Origin of the sequence: Streptococcus sp. k-378 (assembly GCF_013277505.1) — a bacterium.
GTDB lineage: Bacteria > Bacillota > Bacilli > Lactobacillales > Streptococcaceae > Streptococcus > Streptococcus pseudopneumoniae.
In genome coordinates this window covers 29,307-49,114 of record NZ_VMNC01000033.1, presented here as the reverse complement: position 1 = coordinate 49,114, position 19,808 = coordinate 29,307, and the positions used below count along the sequence as shown (strand labels likewise).

Genomic DNA, 19,808 nt, shown 5'->3' with positions numbered 1-19,808 from the left:
ATAATAAGAGTTATCATCTCCTTGGGAAACAATTGAAATCTCTAAATCTTTCTTTTTAATTTTACCTTCTTCAAAGAGTTTTTGTTTTTCTGCTCGTATTTTTTCAAGTAAAACTTCGACTGGTTCATCATTTGGGTCTTGTTCTACTAATTTTCCTTGCATAGCATATTGAAGAATAGATTTTTTTAGTTTATCTGGAAATTTTTTATCTAGCTGTTCTAGTCTATTATAACTTTCAGCATATTCATCTACTTTTTCTAAAGCTAATTCGATTGCTTCTATTATGCGTTGTTGTTCAGCTAGCGGAGGGAGAGGGATTAAATATTCTTTTATAGTCTTCGTTAATAATTCTTTTTGTTTTGTACTACCCGACGCTTTTTCTTCAATAACTGACTGAACAATAGGAGAGGAAAGAAAATTATAGATGAAATGGCAATTAATAAACCCCGATAAGACTCTTATAACTGTAACATGGCTATCTGCAACAGCCCAGCCATAAGGATTTTTATTTTCATGGTAAATAGCTAATCGTCCTAACGTACCTAGGCCTGTTGAATTCCACATTAAATCACCATCTCTTAGTAATCTTTCTTTCTGGTAACTATGAACTGTTTCGGGATCAATAAATCTTGCCAAGTCAATAGAAAAGCCAGACCATTGATTACATTTCTGAGCAATCACAGGGTATATAGGAATATTTGAATATTTTGGAGACTTTCCTCTTTGAATGTAGGAGGTTATATCGTTTAATCTCACCCACTCCCAAGTATCAGGAATATCATAAGGAACATCAATTTCTTGAGTGCTTCCATCAGCAAACTTCCCATAATGTTTCCCATCATCACCACGAAATATCTCAGTTTCCTTTTTATCTCGTTTGATTTTTCCTTCACTGATAAGTTTTTCTTTTTCAGCTTTAATTCTCTTTAATAATTCACTTGCAGGTTCGTCATTGGGATTTTGCGGCACTAATTTCCCTTCCATCGCTCTTTGGAGAATACTTGCTTTAAGTTGTTCTGGTGTCATTATTTGTCCTCCAACAACTGCAAAATATCAGCTAATACATTATCAATCTTATGATTTAAAGATGCTCTTTCCACTTGATAATTCTGAATCAACTCAAAGGGATTTAAGATTTCCTCTTCCTCTTTTGGAAAACCACACTGGTCTAAATTATAATTCAACTCAGCCAATTCACTAGGTGTAAATGATTTAGATTTGTAGAACTTACCTTCCAGAATCTCTTCACGATTTTCCCACCAGTCACGAACAGGATTGAAGTGTTCTGACTTCATCGGCTTAGTTTTCGAGAAATTTTTATAACCATCTGGCATATCTAAACGATAAAACCAAGTTTCTTCTGTTTTCTTTGTTTTATCAAAGAAAAGAATGTTCGTATGGATTCCTGTATACGGTGCAAAGACACTATGAGGCAACCTAATAATCGTATGCAAGTTGAACTCATCTACCAGTTTTTGTTTCAAGCGAGTTTTTACACCTTCACCAAATAGAAAACCATCAGGTAAAATAACTCCAACACGACCATTTTCTTTCAAACGATACATAATGACAGCCATAAATAAATCAGCCGTTTCAGAACTCCGTAATTCTGCTGGAAAGTTATTTTTTATTGTTTCTAATTCTGACCCTCCAAAAGGTGGATTCATCATAATAATGTCAAATTTTTCATCATCCGTATATTCACGAACATTTTTCTCCAAAGTATTTCCATGAACAATTTTAGGGTCATCAATTTCGTGAAGAAACAGATTTGTAACTGCTAAAAGATGAGGAAATGCTTTCTTTTCAATACCAAAAACAGCTGTATTATATTTTTTGGTATCTTCACTAGTTTTACGTTGACTACTTAAACGGTTCAGAGTCGAAGTCAAGAAGCCTCCTGTTCCGCAAGCAAGGTCTGCCATTGATTCTCCAAGTTTTGGGTCAAGAACTTCGGCAATAAAATCAGTCGCTGCACGTGGCGTATAAAATTCTCCTGAGTTCCCAGCATTTTGAATATCTTTAAGAATTTTTTCGTAAATATCATTAAACGAATGACGATCTTCAGGGCTATTGAAATCAACTTCATCAATAACATTGATGACTTGGCGTAACAAGACGCCATTTTTCATATAGTTGTTCGCATCTTCAAAAGCTGATTTAACAATCGTTTTTCGAATAGGCATATTTGAAGTTATTTCAAGCTCTTTCAACTCTTTGAATAACTTGTTATTGACAAAATCAAGTAATTCATCGCCTGTCAATACCCGTTCCCCATTTTGAGCATGAGCCCAATTTCGCCATTTTAATTCCTCTGGGATAATTGACTCATACTCGTCTTCTTCTAATTCCCAAACCATTTCACGGCTATCATAAATTTTTAAGAATAATAACCAAGACATTTGCTCAATACGTTGAGCATCACCATTAACACCAGCATCGTTTCGAGTGATATCTTGAATTCTTTTTACAAATGATGTAATTGACATACTTTCCTTTCATTAAGCTACTGTAAATAGCTCTTTCTCCAATTCTTTAATTGCTTGTAAATATCGTTTTTTATCTCCAAAATAAGTATTGATGATTTTGAAGGTTCCACCATATATCTGAAATTCTGGAAGTTTTAATGTTTCAATGCTTTCGAGTTCTCCAATACCTTTATCCATGTATTTGTCCAGTAAAATTTCCAAAACAGCACGCGCTTCCTCACTATATTTATATAAATATCCGCTTTGTTTGAGTTTATTGATACGTTCCGTTTTGGTTAATTCTTTTTGACCATAGGCAAGTTTTAGGAGTAAATCAAAATCATCGATTTCTTGTTCTGATATTCCCTCCGACTCTCGAATAGCATCTAGATAAACTCCTTTTTTATAAAGTTCGTCTAAGATAAGCTTCTTTTTATCCGCCGTATGCCAAACTGTGATAAAATCGTTCAAAGTGGCGTAACTACCTAAGATATTCTTCCGAGTGTAGTCGGTCAGGCTTTCGGTAATCAGTTTCCCGTTTTCATCCAATACTTGAACAGTAGAATTAAGAATGGTAACCTGCTTGTCTGTAACGATATATTTTTCTACTGGGTCATCTTCCTCACCTACGAAACCAGGTGTAGAACCACTGACTGTTTTCGCACCTGTTTCCAGCACCTTCACTGGCTCACCATCAAAATCAGGGTTAGCAAACAAATTGGTAACATTTCGAAAATCAATAATCGTAAAAAATTCTTTCCCCTTTTGAGGATAAAGACGTGTGCCACGACCAATAATTTGTTTAAATTCAGTCATGGATTGGATATTAGAGTCTAAAACAATCAAACGACATGTTTTAGCATTAACTCCTGTCGTTAATAATTTAGACGTTGTTACAATAGCGGGAAAATTAGAATTGACATCCATAAAGTTATCCAGTTGAGCTTTTCCTTCAGCGTTGTCACCAGTTACTTGCATGACATAACGATAGTCTTCTTGGACTAAGTCTAGATTCTCTTTTACAAGTGCAGCACGCATTCGCTCGGCATGGTCAATATCAACACAAAAAACAATTGTTTTATCAAATCGTGCATTGTTTTGCTTCATATAATCAGAAACAAACTTGGCAACTCTTTGCGTTCTATCATCAATGACAATGGTTTTATCAAAATCTTTCCTGCCGTAGTACCTATCTTCTATTAATTGTCCGTTAGCATCAACTTTTCCAGTTTCTGGACGATAACCATCCACATCCACATCTAAATTAACCCTCATAACACGATATGGAGCCAAAAAACCATCCTCGATTCCCTGTTTTAAACTATAAGTATAGATTGGCTCACCAAAGTATTCCGTATTGGAAGCATTCTTGGTTTCTTTAGGAGTAGCGGTCATCCCAATCTGTGTCGCAGAACTGAAATAATCAATCACCTTACGCCAGTTACTGTCTTCCTTAGCTGAACCACGGTGCGCTTCATCAATTACGATTAAATCAAAGAAGTCTTTGTCAAATTTTTGATAATGTGTTTCAGTTCCATCTTCACCAGTTAATTGCTGATAAAGCCCTAGATAAATTTCAAAAGAATTTAATTTTTCAGGAGCAGTCAAAAGTTTTGGTGTAATTTTCGTCATTACCTTTTCGAATGGTCTAAAGTCTTCAGCCATCGTTTGGTCTACTAAGATGTTTCTATCTGCTAAGAATAAAACTCGTTTAGCCAAACCAGCTTTTCGAAGGCGATGAATAATTTGAAAAGCCATGAACGTTTTCCCCGTTCCTGTTGCCATCACAAACATTACTCGTTTTTGTCCTCTGGCAACTGTTTCAATAGTACGGTTGATAGCTATTTGCTGATAATAGCGTGGCGTTTTCATTGAGAAGGCGTCTGTATAGTATGGAGTTGAGATAGCTTCTGTAATTTCGTACGTCAATCCTTTTTCCTTCGTCATACGAGAAAATAATTCTTCACGAGTAGGGAATTCGTCTAACTCCAGCTCACGTTCTTCTCTCGTGATACGGTCGTGTTCAATAAAGCCATCACCATTCGAAGAATAAACAAATGGAACATCTAAAATCTCTCCGTATTCAATAGCTTGTTGTAATCCTGCTCGAACGCTGTGTTTATTATCCTTTGCCTCAACAATTGCAATTCGAGTTCCAAATTGGTAATACAGTGAATAGTCTGATTTTTTTCCTTCTTTACGACGAGCCTTATCTCCTCTAACCTCAATTCGACCATCAGTGAAGTATTCTTCGTAAGCGATATGCTCACCATTTTTCCATCCTTTGGATACAATAGCAGGAGTGATGAAATTTGCTTTAATATCCTCCTCACTCATTTCTTTCTTAGACTTTATAAACTCAACCATATTGAACCCTCCGCATTCTAAAAATCTACTTCTCCATAAAATAAACTATCAGAACAAATTATACTTCTATTATATCATATTTATAAAAATACTCTGCTAAATTGTTGAAAATAAGTATGCAATATATTTTCGCATCGCGTCAGATTATCTCCGCATAACACCGCTATTTTTCACTGTTTTCGGCAGGCGACTTATTATCATTCTATAAGCACTTTCAGTCGGGCTGGTGAGCTATTTTTCAAAAATAAATAATCACATTTAAACATTTTGAAAGTATAAAATATCTACATCAGCCGTTCAAAAACTGGCGTAAATTTTGCTATAATATTTTCGTTTAAATAAAGATTTTTTTATGCCAAAAGGATTTTAACAATGCGGATGCTTCCTATTTTGCTTCTCTTTTTAGCTCTACTACCGATTTTCTCAAAGTTTGTCACTGGAGGTAGTTCTTTCAGTTGGGGAGTATTTTTGATTTTCATAATAGATTGGGTTTTATTGATAGTTTTTGCGGTTCAGATTTCTTATATTTTTTGGAGATTGAGTCAAAAGTGGAAAGAATTATCTAATAAATAACGCTAGGCATGTTTTCTAATTTTGGGGTAAGACAATGAATAGCAGAGTAGAATTTCGGATTTTCACCATTGTTGATTTGGACAAGGAAGAAGAGTATTTGCATGAGATGCATTTGAAAGGTTGGAGATATAGAACGGGTCGTTTTGGTTTGTTCTATCTTGACCAATGTCAACCAGACGATGTCATCTACCGTATCTATGATTCTAGATTTCTTAAAAAATATAAGCATGAACTGCAAGATTTTAGAAATAGAGGTTGGGAATTGATAGGAGCAGGTTTTTGTTCGATTCTTCGTAAATCGGCTTCTGATATACTTTCAGAGGATCAAGTCTATATGAGTAATAATCTCAGGTGGGAAGTTATGCGATATAGACTTCGTTCATGTGCAGCTACTTTCTTAGGAGGTTTTGTTGTTTGTATGAGTTTGTTTCGAGAAGAACTGTCGCAATCTTTCTTTGTTATTTTTGCTCTATATGCCTTTATGATTTCTTATCTAATCCATGGTTTTTTTAGACTAAAAAGGAAATACCGAGTAGATGGAAGGTAGGGTTCTAGGTCTTCAGATTGATTTTTAGCACTCTTGATAAAAGAGTGCTAATTTTTTGAGTTTTTGTCTTGACATTCTCTTCTAAGGGTGTATAATAGAATCATAAGTTAGCACTTGGATGCATTGAGTGCTAATTGATCAGACAGAGAGGAGTGATGAGATGGTTACAGAGCGTCAGCAGGATATTTTAAATCTGATTATTGACATCTTTACCAAAACGCACGAACCTGTCGGATCAAAAGCCTTGCAAGAGTCTATTAACTCTAGCAGTGCAACCATTCGTAATGACATGGCGGCTCTAGAAAAGCAAGGTTTGCTTGAGAAGGCTCATACTTCAAGCGGTCGGATGCCAAGTGTTGCTGGTTTTCAGTACTATGTGAAACACTCACTGGATTTTGACCGACTGGCTGAAAATGAGGTATATGAGATTGTCAAAGCCTTTGATCAGGAATTCTTCAAATTGGAGGATATTCTGCAAGAGGCTGCTAACTTGCTAACAGACCTGAGTGGCTGTACGGTAGTGGCACTGGATGTTGAGCCGAGCAGGCAACGTTTGACAGCCTTTGATATCGTTGTTTTGGGTCAACATACAGCCTTGGCGGTATTTACCCTAGACGAGTCGCGAACGGTTACTAGTCAGTTTCTGATTCCAAGGAACTTCTTGCAGGAGGATTTGCTGAAACTGAAGAGCATCATTCAGGAACGTTTCCTCGGCCACACCGTTCTAGATATTCACTACAAGATTCGGACGGAGATTCCGCAGATTATCCAGCGTTACTTTACAACAACGGATAATGTCATCGATCTCTTTGAACATATCTTTAAGGAAATGTTCAACGAAAACATTGTGGTGGCGGGCAAGGTTAATCTCTTGAATTTTGCCAATCTGGCAGCTTATCAGTTCTTTGATCAACCGCAAAAGGTGGCCTTGGAGATTCGTGAGGGGTTGCGTGAGGATCAGATGCAAAATGTTCGTGTTGCAGACGGTCAAGAATCCTGTTTAGCTGACCTAGCAGTGATTAGTAGTAAGTTCCTCATTCCTTATCGGGGAGTTGGAATTCTAGCCATTATCGGTCCAGTTAATCTGGATTACCAACAGCTAATCAATCAAGTCAATGTGGTCAACCGTGTTTTGACCATGAAGTTGACAGATTTTTACCGCTACCTCAGCAGTAATCATTACGAAGTACATTAAGATTGAAATCATTAAAGGAGGCGAACATGGCCCAAGATATAAAAAATGAAGAAGAAGTTCAAGAAGAGGAAGTTGTGGAAACAGCTGAAGAAACAACTCCTGAAAAGTCTGAGTTGGACTTGGCAAATGAACGTGCAGATGAGTTCGAAAACAAATATCTTCGCGCTCATGCAGAAATGCAAAATATCCAACGCCGTGCCAATGAAGAGCGTCAAAACTTGCAACGTTATCGTAGTCAGGATTTGGCAAAAGCGATTCTCCCTTCTTTGGATAACCTTGAGCGTGCACTCGCAGTTGAAGGTTTGACAGATGATGTGAAGAAGGGCTTGGAAATGGTGCAAGAAAGCTTGATTCACGCTTTGAAAGAAGAAGGAATCGAAGAAATCGCAGCTGACGGTAAATTTGACCATAACTACCATATGGCCATCCAAACTCTCCCAGCAGACGATGAACACCCAGCAGATACCATCGCCCAAGTTTTCCAAAAAGGCTACAAACTCCATGACCGCATCCTACGCCCAGCAATGGTAGTGGTGTATAACTAAGATACAAAGCCCGTAAAAAGCTCACAGTAAAAATAGGAGATTGACGAAGTGTTCGATGAACACAAGGAAATCTATCTTTTTTACCCAGAGCTTAGGGCGTGTTCGATTAGGTGATTCTGACGATAGATAAAGCAACTCGTCAGAAAACGGCAATCGCTATGGCGTTTGCCTAGCCTCCTTACTAACTCGTTGTCGAAATAAAATCGATTTCGACTCCTCGTGTCGCAATTTAGATAATAGAAAACTTGTCCGAAACGACAATAAACTATGAAGAAAGATAAGAGGCAAGCCGGAGGCTTGCAAGGAATATATTTCCCACCGTGGTGAAAGTTTCAGTAGCAAAAGCTACTGAAACAGGGGATTTTTGAGACAATAGGCTCAAAAATAAGTGATGAAATCCCGAAGGGAGTTGCTCACGTACCCACCACTTAAGGGAAATATCAAAAAATCAAAATTCGAATTAAAATTTAAGGAGAAAAACACATGTCTAAAATTATCGGTATTGACTTAGGTACAACAAACTCAGCAGTAGCAGTTCTTGAAGGAACTGAAAGCAAAATCATCGCAAATCCAGAAGGAAACCGCACAACACCATCTGTAGTATCATTCAAAAACGGCGAAATCATCGTTGGTGACGCTGCAAAACGTCAAGCAGTCACAAACCCAGATACAGTTATCTCTATCAAATCTAAGATGGGTACTTCTGAAAAAGTTTCTGCAAACGGAAAAGAATACACTCCACAAGAAATCTCAGCTATGATTCTTCAATACTTGAAAGGCTACGCTGAAGACTACCTTGGTGAAAAAGTGACTAAAGCAGTTATCACAGTTCCAGCTTACTTTAACGATGCTCAACGTCAAGCAACAAAAGACGCTGGTAAAATCGCTGGTCTTGAAGTAGAACGTATTGTCAACGAACCAACTGCAGCAGCCCTTGCTTACGGTTTGGACAAGACTGATAAAGAAGAAAAAATCTTGGTATTTGACCTTGGTGGTGGTACATTCGACGTTTCTATCCTTGAATTGGGTGACGGTGTCTTCGACGTATTGTCAACTGCAGGGGACAACAAACTTGGTGGTGATGACTTTGACCAAAAAATCATCGACCACTTGGTAGCAGAATTCAAAAAAGAAAACGGTATTGACTTGTCTACTGACAAGATGGCAATGCAACGTTTGAAAGATGCAGCTGAAAAAGCGAAGAAAGACCTTTCTGGTGTAACTTCAACTCAAATCAGCTTACCATTCATCACTGCAGGCGAGGCTGGACCTCTTCACTTGGAAATGACTTTGACTCGTGCGAAATTTGACGATTTGACTCGTGACCTTGTAGAACGCACAAAGGTTCCAGTTCGTCAAGCCCTTTCAGATGCAGGTTTGAGCTTGTCAGAAATCGACGAAGTTATCCTTGTTGGTGGTTCAACTCGTATCCCAGCCGTTGTTGAAGCTGTTAAGGCTGAAACTGGTAAAGAACCAAACAAATCAGTAAACCCTGATGAAGTTGTGGCTATGGGTGCTGCTATCCAAGGTGGTGTCATCACTGGTGACGTTAAAGACGTTGTCCTTCTTGACGTAACACCATTGTCACTTGGTATTGAAACAATGGGTGGAGTCTTCACAAAACTCATTGACCGCAACACAACAATTCCAACATCTAAATCACAAGTCTTCTCAACTGCAGCAGACAACCAACCAGCCGTTGATATCCACGTTCTTCAAGGTGAACGCCCAATGGCAGCAGATAACAAGACTCTTGGACGTTTCCAATTGACCGATATCCCAGCTGCACCTCGTGGAATTCCTCAAATCGAAGTAACATTTGACATCGACAAGAACGGTATCGTGTCTGTTAAAGCTAAAGACCTTGGAACTCAAAAAGAACAAACTATTGTGATCCAATCTAACTCAGGTTTGACTGACGAAGAAATTGACCGCATGATGAAAGATGCAGAAGCTAACGCTGAAGCAGATAAGAAACGTAAAGAAGAAGTTGACCTTCGTAACGAAGTAGACCAAGCGATCTTTGCGACTGAAAAGACAATCAAGGAAACTGAAGGCAAAGGATTCGACGCAGAACGTGACGCTGCCCAATCTGCCCTTGATGACCTTAAGAAAGCGCAAGAAGATAACAACTTGGACGACATGAAAGCAAAACTTGAAGCATTGAACGAAAAAGCTCAAGGACTTGCTGTTAAACTCTACGAACAAGCCGCAGCAGCCCAACAAGCTCAAGCAGGAGCAGAAGGCGCACAAGCCACAGGAAACGCAGGCGATGACGTCGTAGACGGAGAGTTTACTGAAAAGTAAGATGAGTGTATTGGCTGAAGAATATCTAAAAAATACACGAAAAGTTTATAATGATTTCTGTAATAAAGCTGATAGTTATGAGTCTGCAAAAGATTTTATAGATAATATTCCAGCAGTATATTTGGCTAGATATAGAGAAACTGTATTAGCTGAACATGATAGTTGTGTCAAAAGTGATGAAGCGGTAAGGAATTTTGTTACTTCAGTATTGTTGTCAGCGTTAGTATCATCACTAGTATCAGTAACAATACAAAAACCAGAATTTATAATATCGTTTATAATGGGCATGATTTGGGTTGTCGGTGTATTCCTTCTAATCTATTGGAATTTTATAGCAAATACTAAGAAGAGACAAAAATATATAAATATTTCTGTACTTATAGGATATTTAAAATCAAAATAAAGTTAATTTACTTATTTGCAGAGGTTGCAACCCAGCCTCTGTTTTTCGATAAAAAGGGACGGAATCTCATTTGTTTGGGGTTTGTCTTGTCAATATATAAAGAAAGGAATTGAACCCGACCTAAATTCTCGGAAAAAAGATAAATCTGTCTAGGAGCATCGCTCCAGCGTCAGATTTCCTATTTTTCAGTCGAATTTTACGGTCTTGGTATCTTGTATGAACAATACTGAATTTTATAATCGTCTGGGGGTGTCCAAAAACGCTTCGGCAGACGAAATCAAAAAGGCTTATCGTAAGCTTTCCAAAAAATATCACCCAGATATCAACAAGGAGCCTGGTGCTGAGGAAAAGTACAAGGAAGTTCAGGAAGCCTATGAGACTTTGAGTGACGACCAAAAACGTGCTGCCTATGACCAATATGGTGCGGCTGGAGCCAACGGTGGATTTGGAGGCTTCGGTGGTGGAGCTGGCGGTTTCAACGGGGCAGGTGGCTTCGGTGGTTTTGAGGATATTTTTTCAAGTTTCTTTGGCGGAGGCGGAGCTTCGCGCAATCCAAACGCTCCTCGTCAAGGGGATGATCTCCAGTATCGTGTGAATTTGACTTTTGAAGAAGCTATTTTTGGAGCTGAAAAAGAGGTTAAGTACAATCGTGAAGCAAGCTGTAGTACATGTAATGGCTCTGGTGCTAAGCCAGGAACAAGTCCAGTCACTTGTGGACGCTGTCATGGCGCTGGTGTCATTAACGTTGATACACAGACTCCGCTTGGTATGATGCGTCGCCAAGTAACCTGTGATGTCTGTCACGGTCGCGGAAAAGAAATCAAAGATCCATGTACAACTTGTCACGGAACAGGTCATGAAAAACAAGCCCATAGCGTACATGTCAAAATTCCTGCTGGTGTGGAAACTGGTCAACAAATTCGCCTAGCTGGTCAAGGTGAGGCAGGATTTAACGGTGGACCATACGGTGACTTGTATGTAGTAGTTTCGGTGGAAGCCAGCGATAAGTTTGAACGTGAAGGAACGACTATCTTCTACAATCTCAACCTCAACTTCGTCCAAGCGGCTCTTGGTGACACAGTAGATATCCCAACTGTTCACGGCGATGTTGAATTGGTTATCCCAGAGGGAACTCAGACTGGTAAGAAATTCCGTTTACGTGGTAAGGGAGCTCCGAGCCTTCGTGGCGGTGCAGTTGGTGACCAATACGTTACCGTTAATGTCGTAACACCGACAGGCTTGAACGACCGCCAAAAAGCAGCTTTGAAAGAATTCGCAGCTGCAGGCGATTTGAAAGTCAATCCAAAGAAAAAGGGCTTCTTTGACCATATTAAAGATGCCTTTGAAGGAGAATAAAGCAAAAAGAGCCGTCGGGCTCTTTTTACTTATAGATTTTTTAAGACTTTCCTTAAGTAATGACGGATGGTAGCGACCTTCTTCGAAGTTACATACCTAAACTTTGAGCCTAGGTCTCAAAGTTTCCGGACGAGTCTGAGACAAAAAGATTTTGATTTTAGGAATTCTTTATTATAAATTTTAAAAACCGATAGATTAGATAAAAAAGCGAACAAGACAGAATTCTGAGTGTCAGATAACTCGTTTTGTTCGCTTTTTATATTTAAGGTTAGACCTTTATCCCAGAATCGTTTTCAGTACGGCGGAAAGTCTTCGATTTAGTGGTGCAACGATGAATGAGTTGTCTAAATTGTGATGTATAGTTGATGGGATATGACTTGTTTACCTTTTAAAAAGAGCCACTCAGCTCTTTTTACTTATCTTCAATTTCCTGTGTTTCTTTGATGACAGCTAGTCTAGTCTGGATATCTTTTTCTAAGACCTTAAACTTGTAAGTTAGGTCTTCTTGGTATTCTTTGATAAGTTCTTTTTGCTGGTTAATGATTTGCAGGCTGTTTTGGATAATATCCACATCGTCCTTGATAGCTTGAACGCGGTCAGTAGTGTTCAAGACTTCATCTGTGATGGTTTGACGATTTTTTGTGACCAGATAACTTCCAGCTGCAGCTCCTGCAAATAGCAGTAGGTTGGATAATTTCATGGCAACTCCTTAGGCGTTTTTGATAGTTTCAGCGACTTGAGCAAGTTTGTCAAAGTCTGGTTCGTGGGCGATAAAATCAATCTTGAGGTCATCGTCCGCACTGTAGCGAGGCACGAGGTGAACGTGGGTATGAAAGACGGTTTGCCCTGCGATTTCTTCACAGTTAGCAATGATATTCATACCAGCAGCCTTGGTAGCTTTCATGACTTTTTGAGCTACTTTTGGTACTTGGGCAAAGAGTTGGATGGCGCTAGTAGCATCCATTTCCAAAAGATTGCGATAGTGTTCTTTGGGTACGACCAAGGTGTGTCCTGGTGTCACTTGAGAAATATCCAGAAAGGCAAGAACCTGCTCATCTTCATATACTTTTGAAGCAGGAATTTCCCCTGCGATGATTTTACAAAAAATGCAATCTGACATAAAATCTACCTCTACTGTATTGAATTTTGATATAATATAGCTACATTATACCAGATTTGGAGAAAATATGTTAGAAATTAAAAATCTGACAGGTGGCTATGTCCATGTCCCTGTCTTGAAAGATGTGTCTTTTACTGTTGAAAGTGGGCAGTTGGTCGGTTTGATTGGTCTCAATGGTGCTGGGAAATCAACGACGATCAATGAGATTATCGGCCTGTTGACACCTTATAGTGGCTCCATCAATATCAATGGCTTGACCCTGCAAGAAGATGCGACTAGCTACCGCAAGCAAATTGGCTACATTCCAGAAACGCCTAGCCTGTATGAGGAATTGACTCTCAGAGAGCATATCGAAACGGTTGCCATGGCCTATGGTATTGAGCAAAATGTAGCTTTTGATCGAGTAGAACCTTTGTTAAAAATGTTCCGTCTGGAGCAGAAGTTAGATTGGTTTCCTGTTCATTTTTCCAAAGGGATGAAGCAGAAGGTTATGATTATCTGTGCTTTTGTGGTGGATCCAAGTCTCTTTATCGTGGATGAGCCTTTCCTTGGTCTTGATCCTCTGGCTATTGCGGACTTGATCCAACTTTTGGAAGTGGAAAAGCAAAAGGGTAAGTCCATTCTCATGAGTACCCACGTGTTGGATTCGGCGGAGAAGATGTGTGATGCCTTTGTCATTCTTCACAAGGGAGAGGTGCGTGCCAAAGGCAATCTCCTGCAACTGCGTGAAGCCTTTGATATGCCGGAGGCTAGTTTGAATGATATTTACTTGGCTCTGACCAAAGAGGAGGAGCTATGAAAGACTTGTTTTTAAAGAGAAAGCAGGCTTTTCGTAAGGAGTGTGTCGGTTATCTGCGCTATGTTCTCAATGACCACTTTGTCTTGTTCCTGCTTGTTCTGCTGGGCTTTCTAGCCTACCAGTACAGTCAACTCTTGCAACATTTTCCTGAAAATCATTGGCCCATCCTTTTATTTGTAGGAATTACGTCTGTTTTACTTTTGCTTTGGGGTGGAATTGCCACCTATATGGAGGCTCCGGACAAGCTCTTTCTCTTAGTCGGAGAAGAGGAAATCAAACTCCATCTCAAGCGTCAAACTGGCATTTCCCTAGTATTTTGGCTCTTTGTCCAAACCCTTTTCTTGCTGTTATTTGCGCCCTTATTTTTAGCAATGGGCTATGGCTTGCCTGTTTTTCTGGTCTATGTGCTTTTATTGGGAGTAGGTAAATATTTCCTCTTTCGTCAAAAGGCTAGCAAATTTTTCACGGAAACTGGACTGAACTGGGACTATGTTATTTCCCAAGAAAGCAAGCGTAAGCAAGTCTTGCTTCGTTTCTTTGCCCTTTTTACGCAGGTCAAGGGAATTTCAAACAGCGTCAAGCGTCGTGTCTATCTGGACTTTATCCTAAAGGCCGTTCAGAAGGCGCCTGGGAAGATTTGGCAAAATCTCTATCTGCGTTCTTATCTGCGAAATGGAGACCTCTTTGCCCTCAGTCTTCGTCTTCTCTTGCTTTCCATACTGGCGCAGGTCTTTATCGAGCAAGCTTGGATTGCGACAGCAGTGGTAGTTCTCTTTAACTACCTCTTGCTCTTCCAGTTGCTGGCTCTCTATCACGCCTTTGACTACCAGTATTTGACCCAACTCTTTCCACTGGACAAGGGGCAAAAGGAAAAAGGCTTGCAGGCTGTAGTCCGAGGGTTGACCAGTTTTGTTTTACTGGTGGAATTAGTTGTTGGGCTGATTACCTTCCAAGAAAAACTAGCCCTTCTAGCCTTGCTAGGAGCTGGTTTGGTTTTACTAGTCTTGTACCTACCTTATCAGGTAAAACGTCAGATGCAGGACTAAGATGCTTATATGACACTAAAAAAGAAGTTGAGTTCAGTTTGTCTCAGCTTCTTTTTTGTTACTACAGGATAATGGTTGGTCCGTAGAGGCTCAACTTGGTCTTGACTTGGTCAAAGTGGAAGCGGTCATAGGCTCGCCAAGCGGCGCGAGTTGGAGCATCTGGATCAAGAGCGCTGAGTCCCATGAGAAGACTGGAAGTCTGGTAAAATTTTTCCAATTCAATCAAGAATCGATTATCCACTGTTTCAGCCTTGGCTAGAAAACCAAGAATAGAGTTTAATTGCTCCTGAAAGCGGACGTCGTCAGCGGTTGCCTGTTTGCATGCTTGGTAGGCTTTGTTTAAGTCAGTTATCAGTGCCTGAGCAGTTTTAATTGGGTCTGTCATTTACGTGACCTCCTATATAATTTATGTTTTAAGGTAAGGGATTGTGTAAATCTCCTAGTGAGGCACCTATATTATTAGCAACATTGCCAACTATGTTGCCCCAATCAATGATACATTTACCATTATCAAGATTAGCTTTATTATATGAATATCCATTTCTACATAGTACATTATCGCTAATCATATGAAACGGAGAATACCATCCATATGGAATACTACCGCCATTTATATGAGAAAGTTCGATTGATGTTAATTGTTTTGTTTTATTTGACTTGGCCATAATTTTCTCCTTGTTATATTTACGTCAATTGCAATAGAGTATATTTATAGGGTGTTAATCATGGTGGATGTGAATAAATCATATGCACCCCTCCTTTTTTGATGATTTTTAAAGTTGTTGCAAACATAGTCTTTCTATAATCATAGTCTATCACTTTTATCTCCTTTTTCACCATAAAATCTTTAATTGTCCTTGAAATTTCCTGAATGGTACTGTTAAGATTTTATGATAAAATAGTGGTAAGCCCATCATGATGTTGTAGAAAAATAATCCTTTTAGGAGCTTTCAAAGACTGTTTAGGATTTGGTGGGCTTGTGTTAGATTTTTTCTGTTATTCTCTTCTTAGGAGGAGAATCCAATGAAACATATGATTATTCAGACACAGAAAACGGTCTATAAAGTAAACGTCGACGATATCTACTATATCCAAACGCATCCAACTAAAGCCCATACCGTACAGATTGTTACAGAAGAAGATAGTTTTAATATGGTTCAAAATTTAAGTAATCTTGAGAACCAATATGGGGAAAACTTGATGAGGTGTCATCGAAATTGTTTGGTCAATCTTGATAAAGTAAAATCGATTGATTTTCAAGAAAGAATCCTTTTTCTTGGAGAAGAAGGTCAATACGCTGTCAAGTATGCCAGACGTCGCTATAGAGAAATTCGTCAAAAATGGTTGAAAGAAGGAGAGTAGGAAGATGAGAATATTTGTTTTGGAAGATGATTTTTCCCAGCAGACTAGGATTGAAACGACGATTGAGAAACTCTTGAAAGAACATCAGATCATTCCTAGCTCTTTTGAGATCTTTGGCAAGCCAGATCAACTGCTGGCTGGAGTGCATGAGAAGGGCGCACATCAGCTATTCTTTTTGGATATTGAGATTCGAAATGAAGAGATGAAGGGGCTGGAAGTGGCTAGAAAGATTCGGGATCGGGATCCTTATGCCCTGATTGTCTTTGTGACGACTCACTCGGAGTTTATGCCCCTGTCCTTTCGCTACCAAGTGTCAGCTTTAGACTATATTGATAAGGCCTTGTCAGCAGAGGAGTTTGAATCTCGTATTGAGACAGCCCTTCTCTATGCCAGTAGTCAAGACAGTAAGAGTCTGGCGGAAGATTGCTTTTATTTTAAATCAAGATTTGCTCAATTCCAGTATCCTTTTAAAGAAGTTTACTATCTCGAAACGTCCCCAAAATCTCATCATGTCATTCTCTATACCGAGACGGACAGACTGGAATTTACAGCGAGTTTAGAGGAGATTCTCAAGCAGGAGCCTCGTCTCCTGCAGTGTCATCGCTCTTTTCTCATCAATCCAGCCAATGTGATACATTTGGATAAGAAAGAAAAACTGCTTTTCTTTCCCAATGGTGGAAGTTGTCTAATCGCGCGTTATAAGGTCAGGGAAGTGTCTGAGGCTATCAATAACTTACACTTAGTGAGGTGATGGAATGGAAATAGTTTGGAAAATAGTTTATACATTTTTGGTATCTGGATTGGAGTTGTTTATATTTTTTAAGGTAGATGGAATTGCTCTCACTTTGGAGCGAGTTTTTAAGTCCTTTCTTTTTAAGATACTGTTGGCAGTTGCTTTTGTAACGATTAGCTATATAGTAGGAAATAATTACCTATCTTATTTTGTGGACCCCTTGTACGGCATCGGCTTATCTTTCTTATTATTAAAAGGGCTTCCTAAAAAACTCCTTTTCTTTTATGGTCTCTTTCCAATGATATTGGTGAATCTCTTTTATAGAGGTCTTTCTTATTTTGTGCTTCCATTTTTGGGACAAGGGCAATTACATGATGATTACTCTTTGATTTGGTTGTGTATAATAATTTTCAATTTCTTCATTTCTCTAGCCTTTTTGAAATGGTTGGATTATGATTTTACTAGTTTGAGAAAGGAGATTCTCGATAAAGCATTTCAAAAGTCCCTTACTAAGATTAACTGGATAATGGGGGCCTACTTTCTAGTCATGGAAAATCTGTCTTACTTTGAATATGCATACGATATCCAATCAAAGACTGTTCGTCATCTTATTCTGGTGTTTTACCTGCTCTTTTTTATGGGGGTTATCAAGAAATTGGATACCTATTTGAAACAAAAACTTCAGAAGAAACTGAACCAAGAGCAGACCTTGCGCTACAGAGATATGGAACGCTATAGTCGGCATATAGAGGAACTTTACAAGGAAGTACGGAGTTTTCGCCATGACTACACCAACCTCTTGACCAGCTTACGTCTGGGCGTTGAAGAGGAGGATATGGAGCAGATAAAAGAGGTCTACGACTCGGTCTTAAAGGATTCTAGTGAAAAATTGCAGGACAATAAATATGACCTTGGACGATTGGTGAATGTTCGGGACCGTGCCCTCAAGAGTCTCCTAGCTGGAAAATTTATAAAAGCTAGAGAAAAGAACATTGTTTTTAATGTTGAAGTTCCTGAGGAGATTCAGGTTGAGGGGATGAGCCTGCTTGATTTTCTAACCATTGTGTCTATCCTTTGTGACAACGCTATTGAAGCTAGTATAGAGGCTAGTCAACCTCATGTTTCAATCGCTTTTTTTAAAAATGGGGCACAGGAGACCTTTATCATTGAAAACTCCATCAAAGAAGAGAGCATCGATATTTCTGAAATCTTCTCCTTTGGAGCAAGTTCTAAAGGGGAGGAAAGAGGAGTTGGTCTCTATACCGTTATGAAAATTGTGGAAAGTTATCCTAATGCTAGTCTCAATACCACCTGTCAAAATCAAGTTTTTCGTCAGATGCTTACTGTGATACATACAGCATGATAAAAAATAAGACCGAGAGTACGTTCTCTTGGTCTTGTTTTTTTATAGTTGTATTGGCTGATGAAATCCTTGTGTGATGTGAAGAGGATATCTACGAATGTTATATAAAAGCTCTTCCCACCATCCTCCACCTGTAATCTGGTTGAGTTCGGTAGTTGTTAGTTCTTGAAATGAAGTTAGGTTTTGTTTCTTATCCATGTTATGATTCTCCTGTTTTATAAGATAATAAATAGTTATAGAGTGTTATCTGAAAATTAATCAGAATGGGTTAAAATTTTATCTTTGAAATAATCAAAATATGTTTTCTTTGCAGTTACACTAGTGACGCGACCTTGTAAGCCATATTGGATGATTTTACTATCCTCATTAGATAGTTTTGCAAGAGCGCTTAGTTTAAAGAGATTGCCTTGCTCTGTTCTGGTAGGAGTTTGATCAATTGTCTGAAGTTGGCCGATGATGGTGGTGCCGTGATTTCCAATCTTCTCCAGTTTTAATCTTACAGTTTGTCCTTTATCTAGTAGAGGTAGATAGTCAGAAGATACGTAGTAAGTGATTAGTACTTCTCTTGTATCTGTGATGACAGGGAATATTTGAGCAATTTCTGTACCAGTTGGAATTCTATTTTTACCTTCAAATTCGCTGTTCAGATGAACGATACCTTTACTTGGAGCGGTTAAGGTATTGTTTTCTAAGCGCTGTGTCGCTTGATCTAGTTGTACTTTTAATTCTGTTAATTGATTCTCCACGGTTAGTTGTTGCTGAGAAGCTGTTTGTAAAAATTGAGTACGGAGTACTTCAATTTTGGTTGCTAAACTATTATCATAAGTTGCTACACTTCCGATACCAGCTTGCTGAATTTTGAGGCTTGCGATAGATGATTCAAGACCTGCAATACTTTGATTAATTTGAGATAAAAATGGCTCCTCTGCAGTTCCTTGTGTTTGTCCTTGTGAGGCTACAAGATAACGATTCAAAATTGACTGGTGCGGATTGCCAGTTGGTAAGCGAGCCCTTTTATTTATGATAGCATCTCTCAACTCTTGATATTCTCCAATTTGTTGTTGAACTTTTGTAATTTCTTGTTCGATGGCTGATGAACTGCTATTGGCAAGATTAGCTTGATTTGAAACTTCGGTGTTAGTCTTTGTGATACCTAGTTCAATATCATGAGCTTGTTTAGTAAAATTCATAAAGGTATTATGGTAGCCAAACTCATCCTCGCCAGAAAAAAGATCAGTCGCTTTTTCTAAACTTTGTTTCAAAATTCCAAGTCCTTCTTTTTGCTTCTCAAGTCTTTGTAATTGAGTTTCTAAGGCAGTTTTCTGACTTTCTTCCATTGTTTCAGAGTATTTGATGAGTAAGTCCCCTTTTTCAACTACTTGATTTGCCACTAAATGATTAGCTAGGATAGGATTATCACTGGTTGACTGAATGGAGGCAATGACACTTGTAGGGGCGATTTCTCCTTGGGAAGTAACAGTAATTTCTTTTGTGGCAACAAGGGAGAAAATCAAGATGAAAGTAAATAGTAATGAAAGAGGTATAATTAACATTGTCGCATAGTTATGGTAACGTCTCTGATAAAACTCGACGCTTCTAAAAAGATTAGGATTCATGACATTCT

At 38.8% G+C, this 19,808-nt stretch carries 20 protein-coding genes; 11 read left to right on the top strand and 9 right to left on the bottom strand.

What is annotated here, in order from left to right; all coding sequences use genetic code 11:
• The 3 genes from HT719_RS04000 to HT719_RS03990 form a co-directional block, all read right to left on the bottom strand.
• A partial coding sequence (locus HT719_RS04000; protein WP_240156547.1) for a restriction endonuclease subunit S occupies positions 1-1,026 on the bottom strand: 1,026 nt, incomplete at its 3' end.
• Positions 1,026-2,489 carry a class I SAM-dependent DNA methyltransferase gene (locus HT719_RS03995; RefSeq protein ID WP_119947570.1) on the bottom strand — a complete coding sequence of 488 codons (1,464 nt, stop codon included), beginning with the start codon at positions 2,487-2,489 and terminating at the stop codon, positions 1,026-1,028. The genes HT719_RS03995 and HT719_RS04000, both read right to left, overlap by 1 nt.
• 12 nt (positions 2,490-2,501) lie before the next feature.
• Complete coding sequence (locus HT719_RS03990; RefSeq protein ID WP_172928325.1) at positions 2,502-4,835, bottom strand: DEAD/DEAH box helicase family protein; 2,334 nt, start codon at positions 4,833-4,835, stop codon at positions 2,502-2,504.
• A gap of 607 nt (positions 4,836-5,442) precedes the next feature.
• On the opposite strand from HT719_RS03990, the gene HT719_RS03985 reads away from it, so the two are divergent.
• The 6 genes from HT719_RS03985 (at position 5,443) to dnaJ (ending at position 11,761) form a co-directional block, all read left to right on the top strand.
• A complete protein-coding gene (locus HT719_RS03985) occupies positions 5,443-5,955 on the top strand; it encodes a DUF2812 domain-containing protein (RefSeq protein WP_172928323.1) in 513 nt (170 codons plus the stop codon).
• 160 nt (positions 5,956-6,115) lie between these two features.
• On the top strand, positions 6,116-7,150 hold the full coding sequence (gene hrcA, locus HT719_RS03980; protein WP_119946747.1) for a heat-inducible transcriptional repressor HrcA: 1,035 nt from the start codon (positions 6,116-6,118) through the stop codon (positions 7,148-7,150).
• Between the two features lie 2 nt (positions 7,151-7,152).
• Positions 7,153-7,695, top strand: a complete 543-nt coding sequence (gene grpE, locus HT719_RS03975; protein WP_275690610.1) for a nucleotide exchange factor GrpE — start codon at positions 7,153-7,155, stop codon at positions 7,693-7,695.
• A 483-nt stretch (positions 7,696-8,178) separates the two neighbouring features.
• Positions 8,179-10,002 (top strand): molecular chaperone DnaK, encoded by a 1,824-nt coding sequence (gene dnaK / locus HT719_RS03970; protein ID WP_033679701.1) that lies wholly within the window; start codon positions 8,179-8,181, stop codon positions 10,000-10,002.
• Between the two features lies 1 nt (position 10,003).
• Positions 10,004-10,405, top strand: coding sequence for a tRNA (guanine-N7)-methyltransferase (locus tag HT719_RS03965; protein ID WP_172928321.1), 402 nt, complete (start codon positions 10,004-10,006; stop codon positions 10,403-10,405).
• Positions 10,406-10,621: 216 nt separating this feature from the next.
• Positions 10,622-11,761: a molecular chaperone DnaJ gene (gene dnaJ / locus HT719_RS03960; protein WP_172928320.1), complete on the top strand. Its 1,140-nt coding sequence runs from the start codon at positions 10,622-10,624 to the stop codon at positions 11,759-11,761.
• A 412-nt stretch (positions 11,762-12,173) separates the two neighbouring features.
• On the opposite strand, the gene HT719_RS03955 is transcribed toward dnaJ, so the two are convergent.
• Both HT719_RS03955 and HT719_RS03950 read right to left on the bottom strand, forming a co-directional pair.
• Positions 12,174-12,461: a hypothetical protein gene (locus HT719_RS03955; RefSeq protein WP_100104325.1), complete on the bottom strand. Its 288-nt coding sequence runs from the start codon at positions 12,459-12,461 to the stop codon at positions 12,174-12,176.
• 9 nt (positions 12,462-12,470) lie between these two features.
• Positions 12,471-12,881 carry an HIT family protein gene (locus HT719_RS03950; protein WP_100104324.1) on the bottom strand — a complete coding sequence of 137 codons (411 nt, stop codon included), beginning with the start codon at positions 12,879-12,881 and terminating at the stop codon, positions 12,471-12,473.
• A gap of 67 nt (positions 12,882-12,948) precedes the next feature.
• On the opposite strand from HT719_RS03950, the gene HT719_RS03945 reads away from it, so the two are divergent.
• The gene (locus HT719_RS03945; RefSeq protein WP_100104323.1) at positions 12,949-13,680 is read left to right on the top strand and encodes an ABC transporter ATP-binding protein; all 732 of its coding nucleotides are present in this window, start codon (positions 12,949-12,951) and stop codon (positions 13,678-13,680) included.
• Positions 13,677-14,726 (top strand): ABC transporter permease, encoded by a 1,050-nt coding sequence (locus HT719_RS03940; RefSeq protein ID WP_172928319.1) that lies wholly within the window; start codon positions 13,677-13,679, stop codon positions 14,724-14,726. The genes HT719_RS03945 and HT719_RS03940 overlap by 4 nt, the downstream gene beginning before the upstream one ends.
• Positions 14,727-14,787: 61 nt before the next feature.
• Here the strand turns inward: HT719_RS03940 and HT719_RS03935 are convergent, their stop codons facing one another.
• Positions 14,788-15,111, bottom strand: a complete 324-nt coding sequence (locus tag HT719_RS03935; RefSeq protein ID WP_172928318.1) for a helicase BlpT — start codon at positions 15,109-15,111, stop codon at positions 14,788-14,790.
• Positions 15,112-15,139: 28 nt separating this feature from the next.
• Complete coding sequence (locus HT719_RS03930; RefSeq protein WP_001130045.1) at positions 15,140-15,391, bottom strand: hypothetical protein; 252 nt, start codon at positions 15,389-15,391, stop codon at positions 15,140-15,142.
• Positions 15,392-15,749: 358 nt separating this feature from the next.
• Here HT719_RS03930 and HT719_RS03925 point away from each other — a divergent pair, with 358 nt between their 5' ends.
• From HT719_RS03925 to HT719_RS03915, 3 genes are read left to right on the top strand one after another with little or no spacing between them, the layout of a single operon-like run.
• A complete protein-coding gene (locus tag HT719_RS03925) occupies positions 15,750-16,088 on the top strand; it encodes a LytTR family DNA-binding domain-containing protein (protein WP_172928316.1) in 339 nt (112 codons plus the stop codon).
• Between the two features lie 4 nt (positions 16,089-16,092).
• The gene (locus tag HT719_RS03920) at positions 16,093-16,839 is read left to right on the top strand and encodes a LytTR family DNA-binding domain-containing protein (protein WP_172928314.1); all 747 of its coding nucleotides are present in this window, start codon (positions 16,093-16,095) and stop codon (positions 16,837-16,839) included.
• Between the two features lie 4 nt (positions 16,840-16,843).
• A complete protein-coding gene (locus HT719_RS03915; protein ID WP_172928312.1) occupies positions 16,844-18,184 on the top strand; it encodes a sensor histidine kinase in 1,341 nt (446 codons plus the stop codon).
• Between the two features lie 42 nt (positions 18,185-18,226).
• Here the strand turns inward: HT719_RS03915 and blpC are convergent, their stop codons facing one another.
• On the bottom strand, positions 18,227-18,382 hold the full coding sequence (blpC, locus tag HT719_RS03910) for a quorum-sensing system pheromone BlpC (protein ID WP_172928310.1): 156 nt from the start codon (positions 18,380-18,382) through the stop codon (positions 18,227-18,229).
• Positions 18,383-18,438: 56 nt separating this feature from the next.
• Positions 18,439-19,800, bottom strand: coding sequence for a bacteriocin secretion accessory protein (locus HT719_RS03905; RefSeq protein ID WP_172928308.1), 1,362 nt, complete (start codon positions 19,798-19,800; stop codon positions 18,439-18,441).
• Positions 19,801-19,808: the final 8 nt, after the last annotated feature.

Bases quoted from the DNA above. Each gene is read 5' to 3' on its own strand.
- hrcA (WP_119946747.1), top strand. From the start codon at position 6,116: ATGGTTACAGAGCGTCAGCAGGATATTTTAAATCTGATTATTGACATC.
- HT719_RS03930 (WP_001130045.1), bottom strand. From the start codon at position 15,391: ATGGCCAAGTCAAATAAAACAAAACAATTAACATCAATCGAACTTTCT.
- HT719_RS03995 (WP_119947570.1), bottom strand. From the start codon at position 2,489: ATGTCAATTACATCATTTGTAAAAAGAATTCAAGATATCACTCGAAAC.
- HT719_RS03950 (WP_100104324.1), bottom strand. From the start codon at position 12,881: ATGTCAGATTGCATTTTTTGTAAAATCATCGCAGGGGAAATTCCTGCT.
- blpC (WP_172928310.1), bottom strand. From the start codon at position 18,382: ATGGATAAGAAACAAAACCTAACTTCATTTCAAGAACTAACAACTACC.
- HT719_RS03940 (WP_172928319.1), top strand. From the start codon at position 13,677: ATGAAAGACTTGTTTTTAAAGAGAAAGCAGGCTTTTCGTAAGGAGTGT.
- HT719_RS03965 (WP_172928321.1), top strand. From the start codon at position 10,004: ATGAGTGTATTGGCTGAAGAATATCTAAAAAATACACGAAAAGTTTAT.
- HT719_RS03985 (WP_172928323.1), top strand. From the start codon at position 5,443: ATGAATAGCAGAGTAGAATTTCGGATTTTCACCATTGTTGATTTGGAC.
- dnaK (WP_033679701.1), top strand. From the start codon at position 8,179: ATGTCTAAAATTATCGGTATTGACTTAGGTACAACAAACTCAGCAGTA.
- dnaJ (WP_172928320.1), top strand. From the start codon at position 10,622: ATGAACAATACTGAATTTTATAATCGTCTGGGGGTGTCCAAAAACGCT.
- HT719_RS03935 (WP_172928318.1), bottom strand. From the start codon at position 15,111: ATGACAGACCCAATTAAAACTGCTCAGGCACTGATAACTGACTTAAAC.
- HT719_RS03915 (WP_172928312.1), top strand. From the start codon at position 16,844: ATGGAAATAGTTTGGAAAATAGTTTATACATTTTTGGTATCTGGATTG.
- HT719_RS03925 (WP_172928316.1), top strand. From the start codon at position 15,750: ATGAAACATATGATTATTCAGACACAGAAAACGGTCTATAAAGTAAAC.
- HT719_RS03990 (WP_172928325.1), bottom strand. From the start codon at position 4,835: ATGGTTGAGTTTATAAAGTCTAAGAAAGAAATGAGTGAGGAGGATATT.
- HT719_RS03905 (WP_172928308.1), bottom strand. From the start codon at position 19,800: ATGAATCCTAATCTTTTTAGAAGCGTCGAGTTTTATCAGAGACGTTAC.
- HT719_RS03945 (WP_100104323.1), top strand. From the start codon at position 12,949: ATGTTAGAAATTAAAAATCTGACAGGTGGCTATGTCCATGTCCCTGTC.
- HT719_RS03920 (WP_172928314.1), top strand. From the start codon at position 16,093: ATGAGAATATTTGTTTTGGAAGATGATTTTTCCCAGCAGACTAGGATT.
- HT719_RS03955 (WP_100104325.1), bottom strand. From the start codon at position 12,461: ATGAAATTATCCAACCTACTGCTATTTGCAGGAGCTGCAGCTGGAAGT.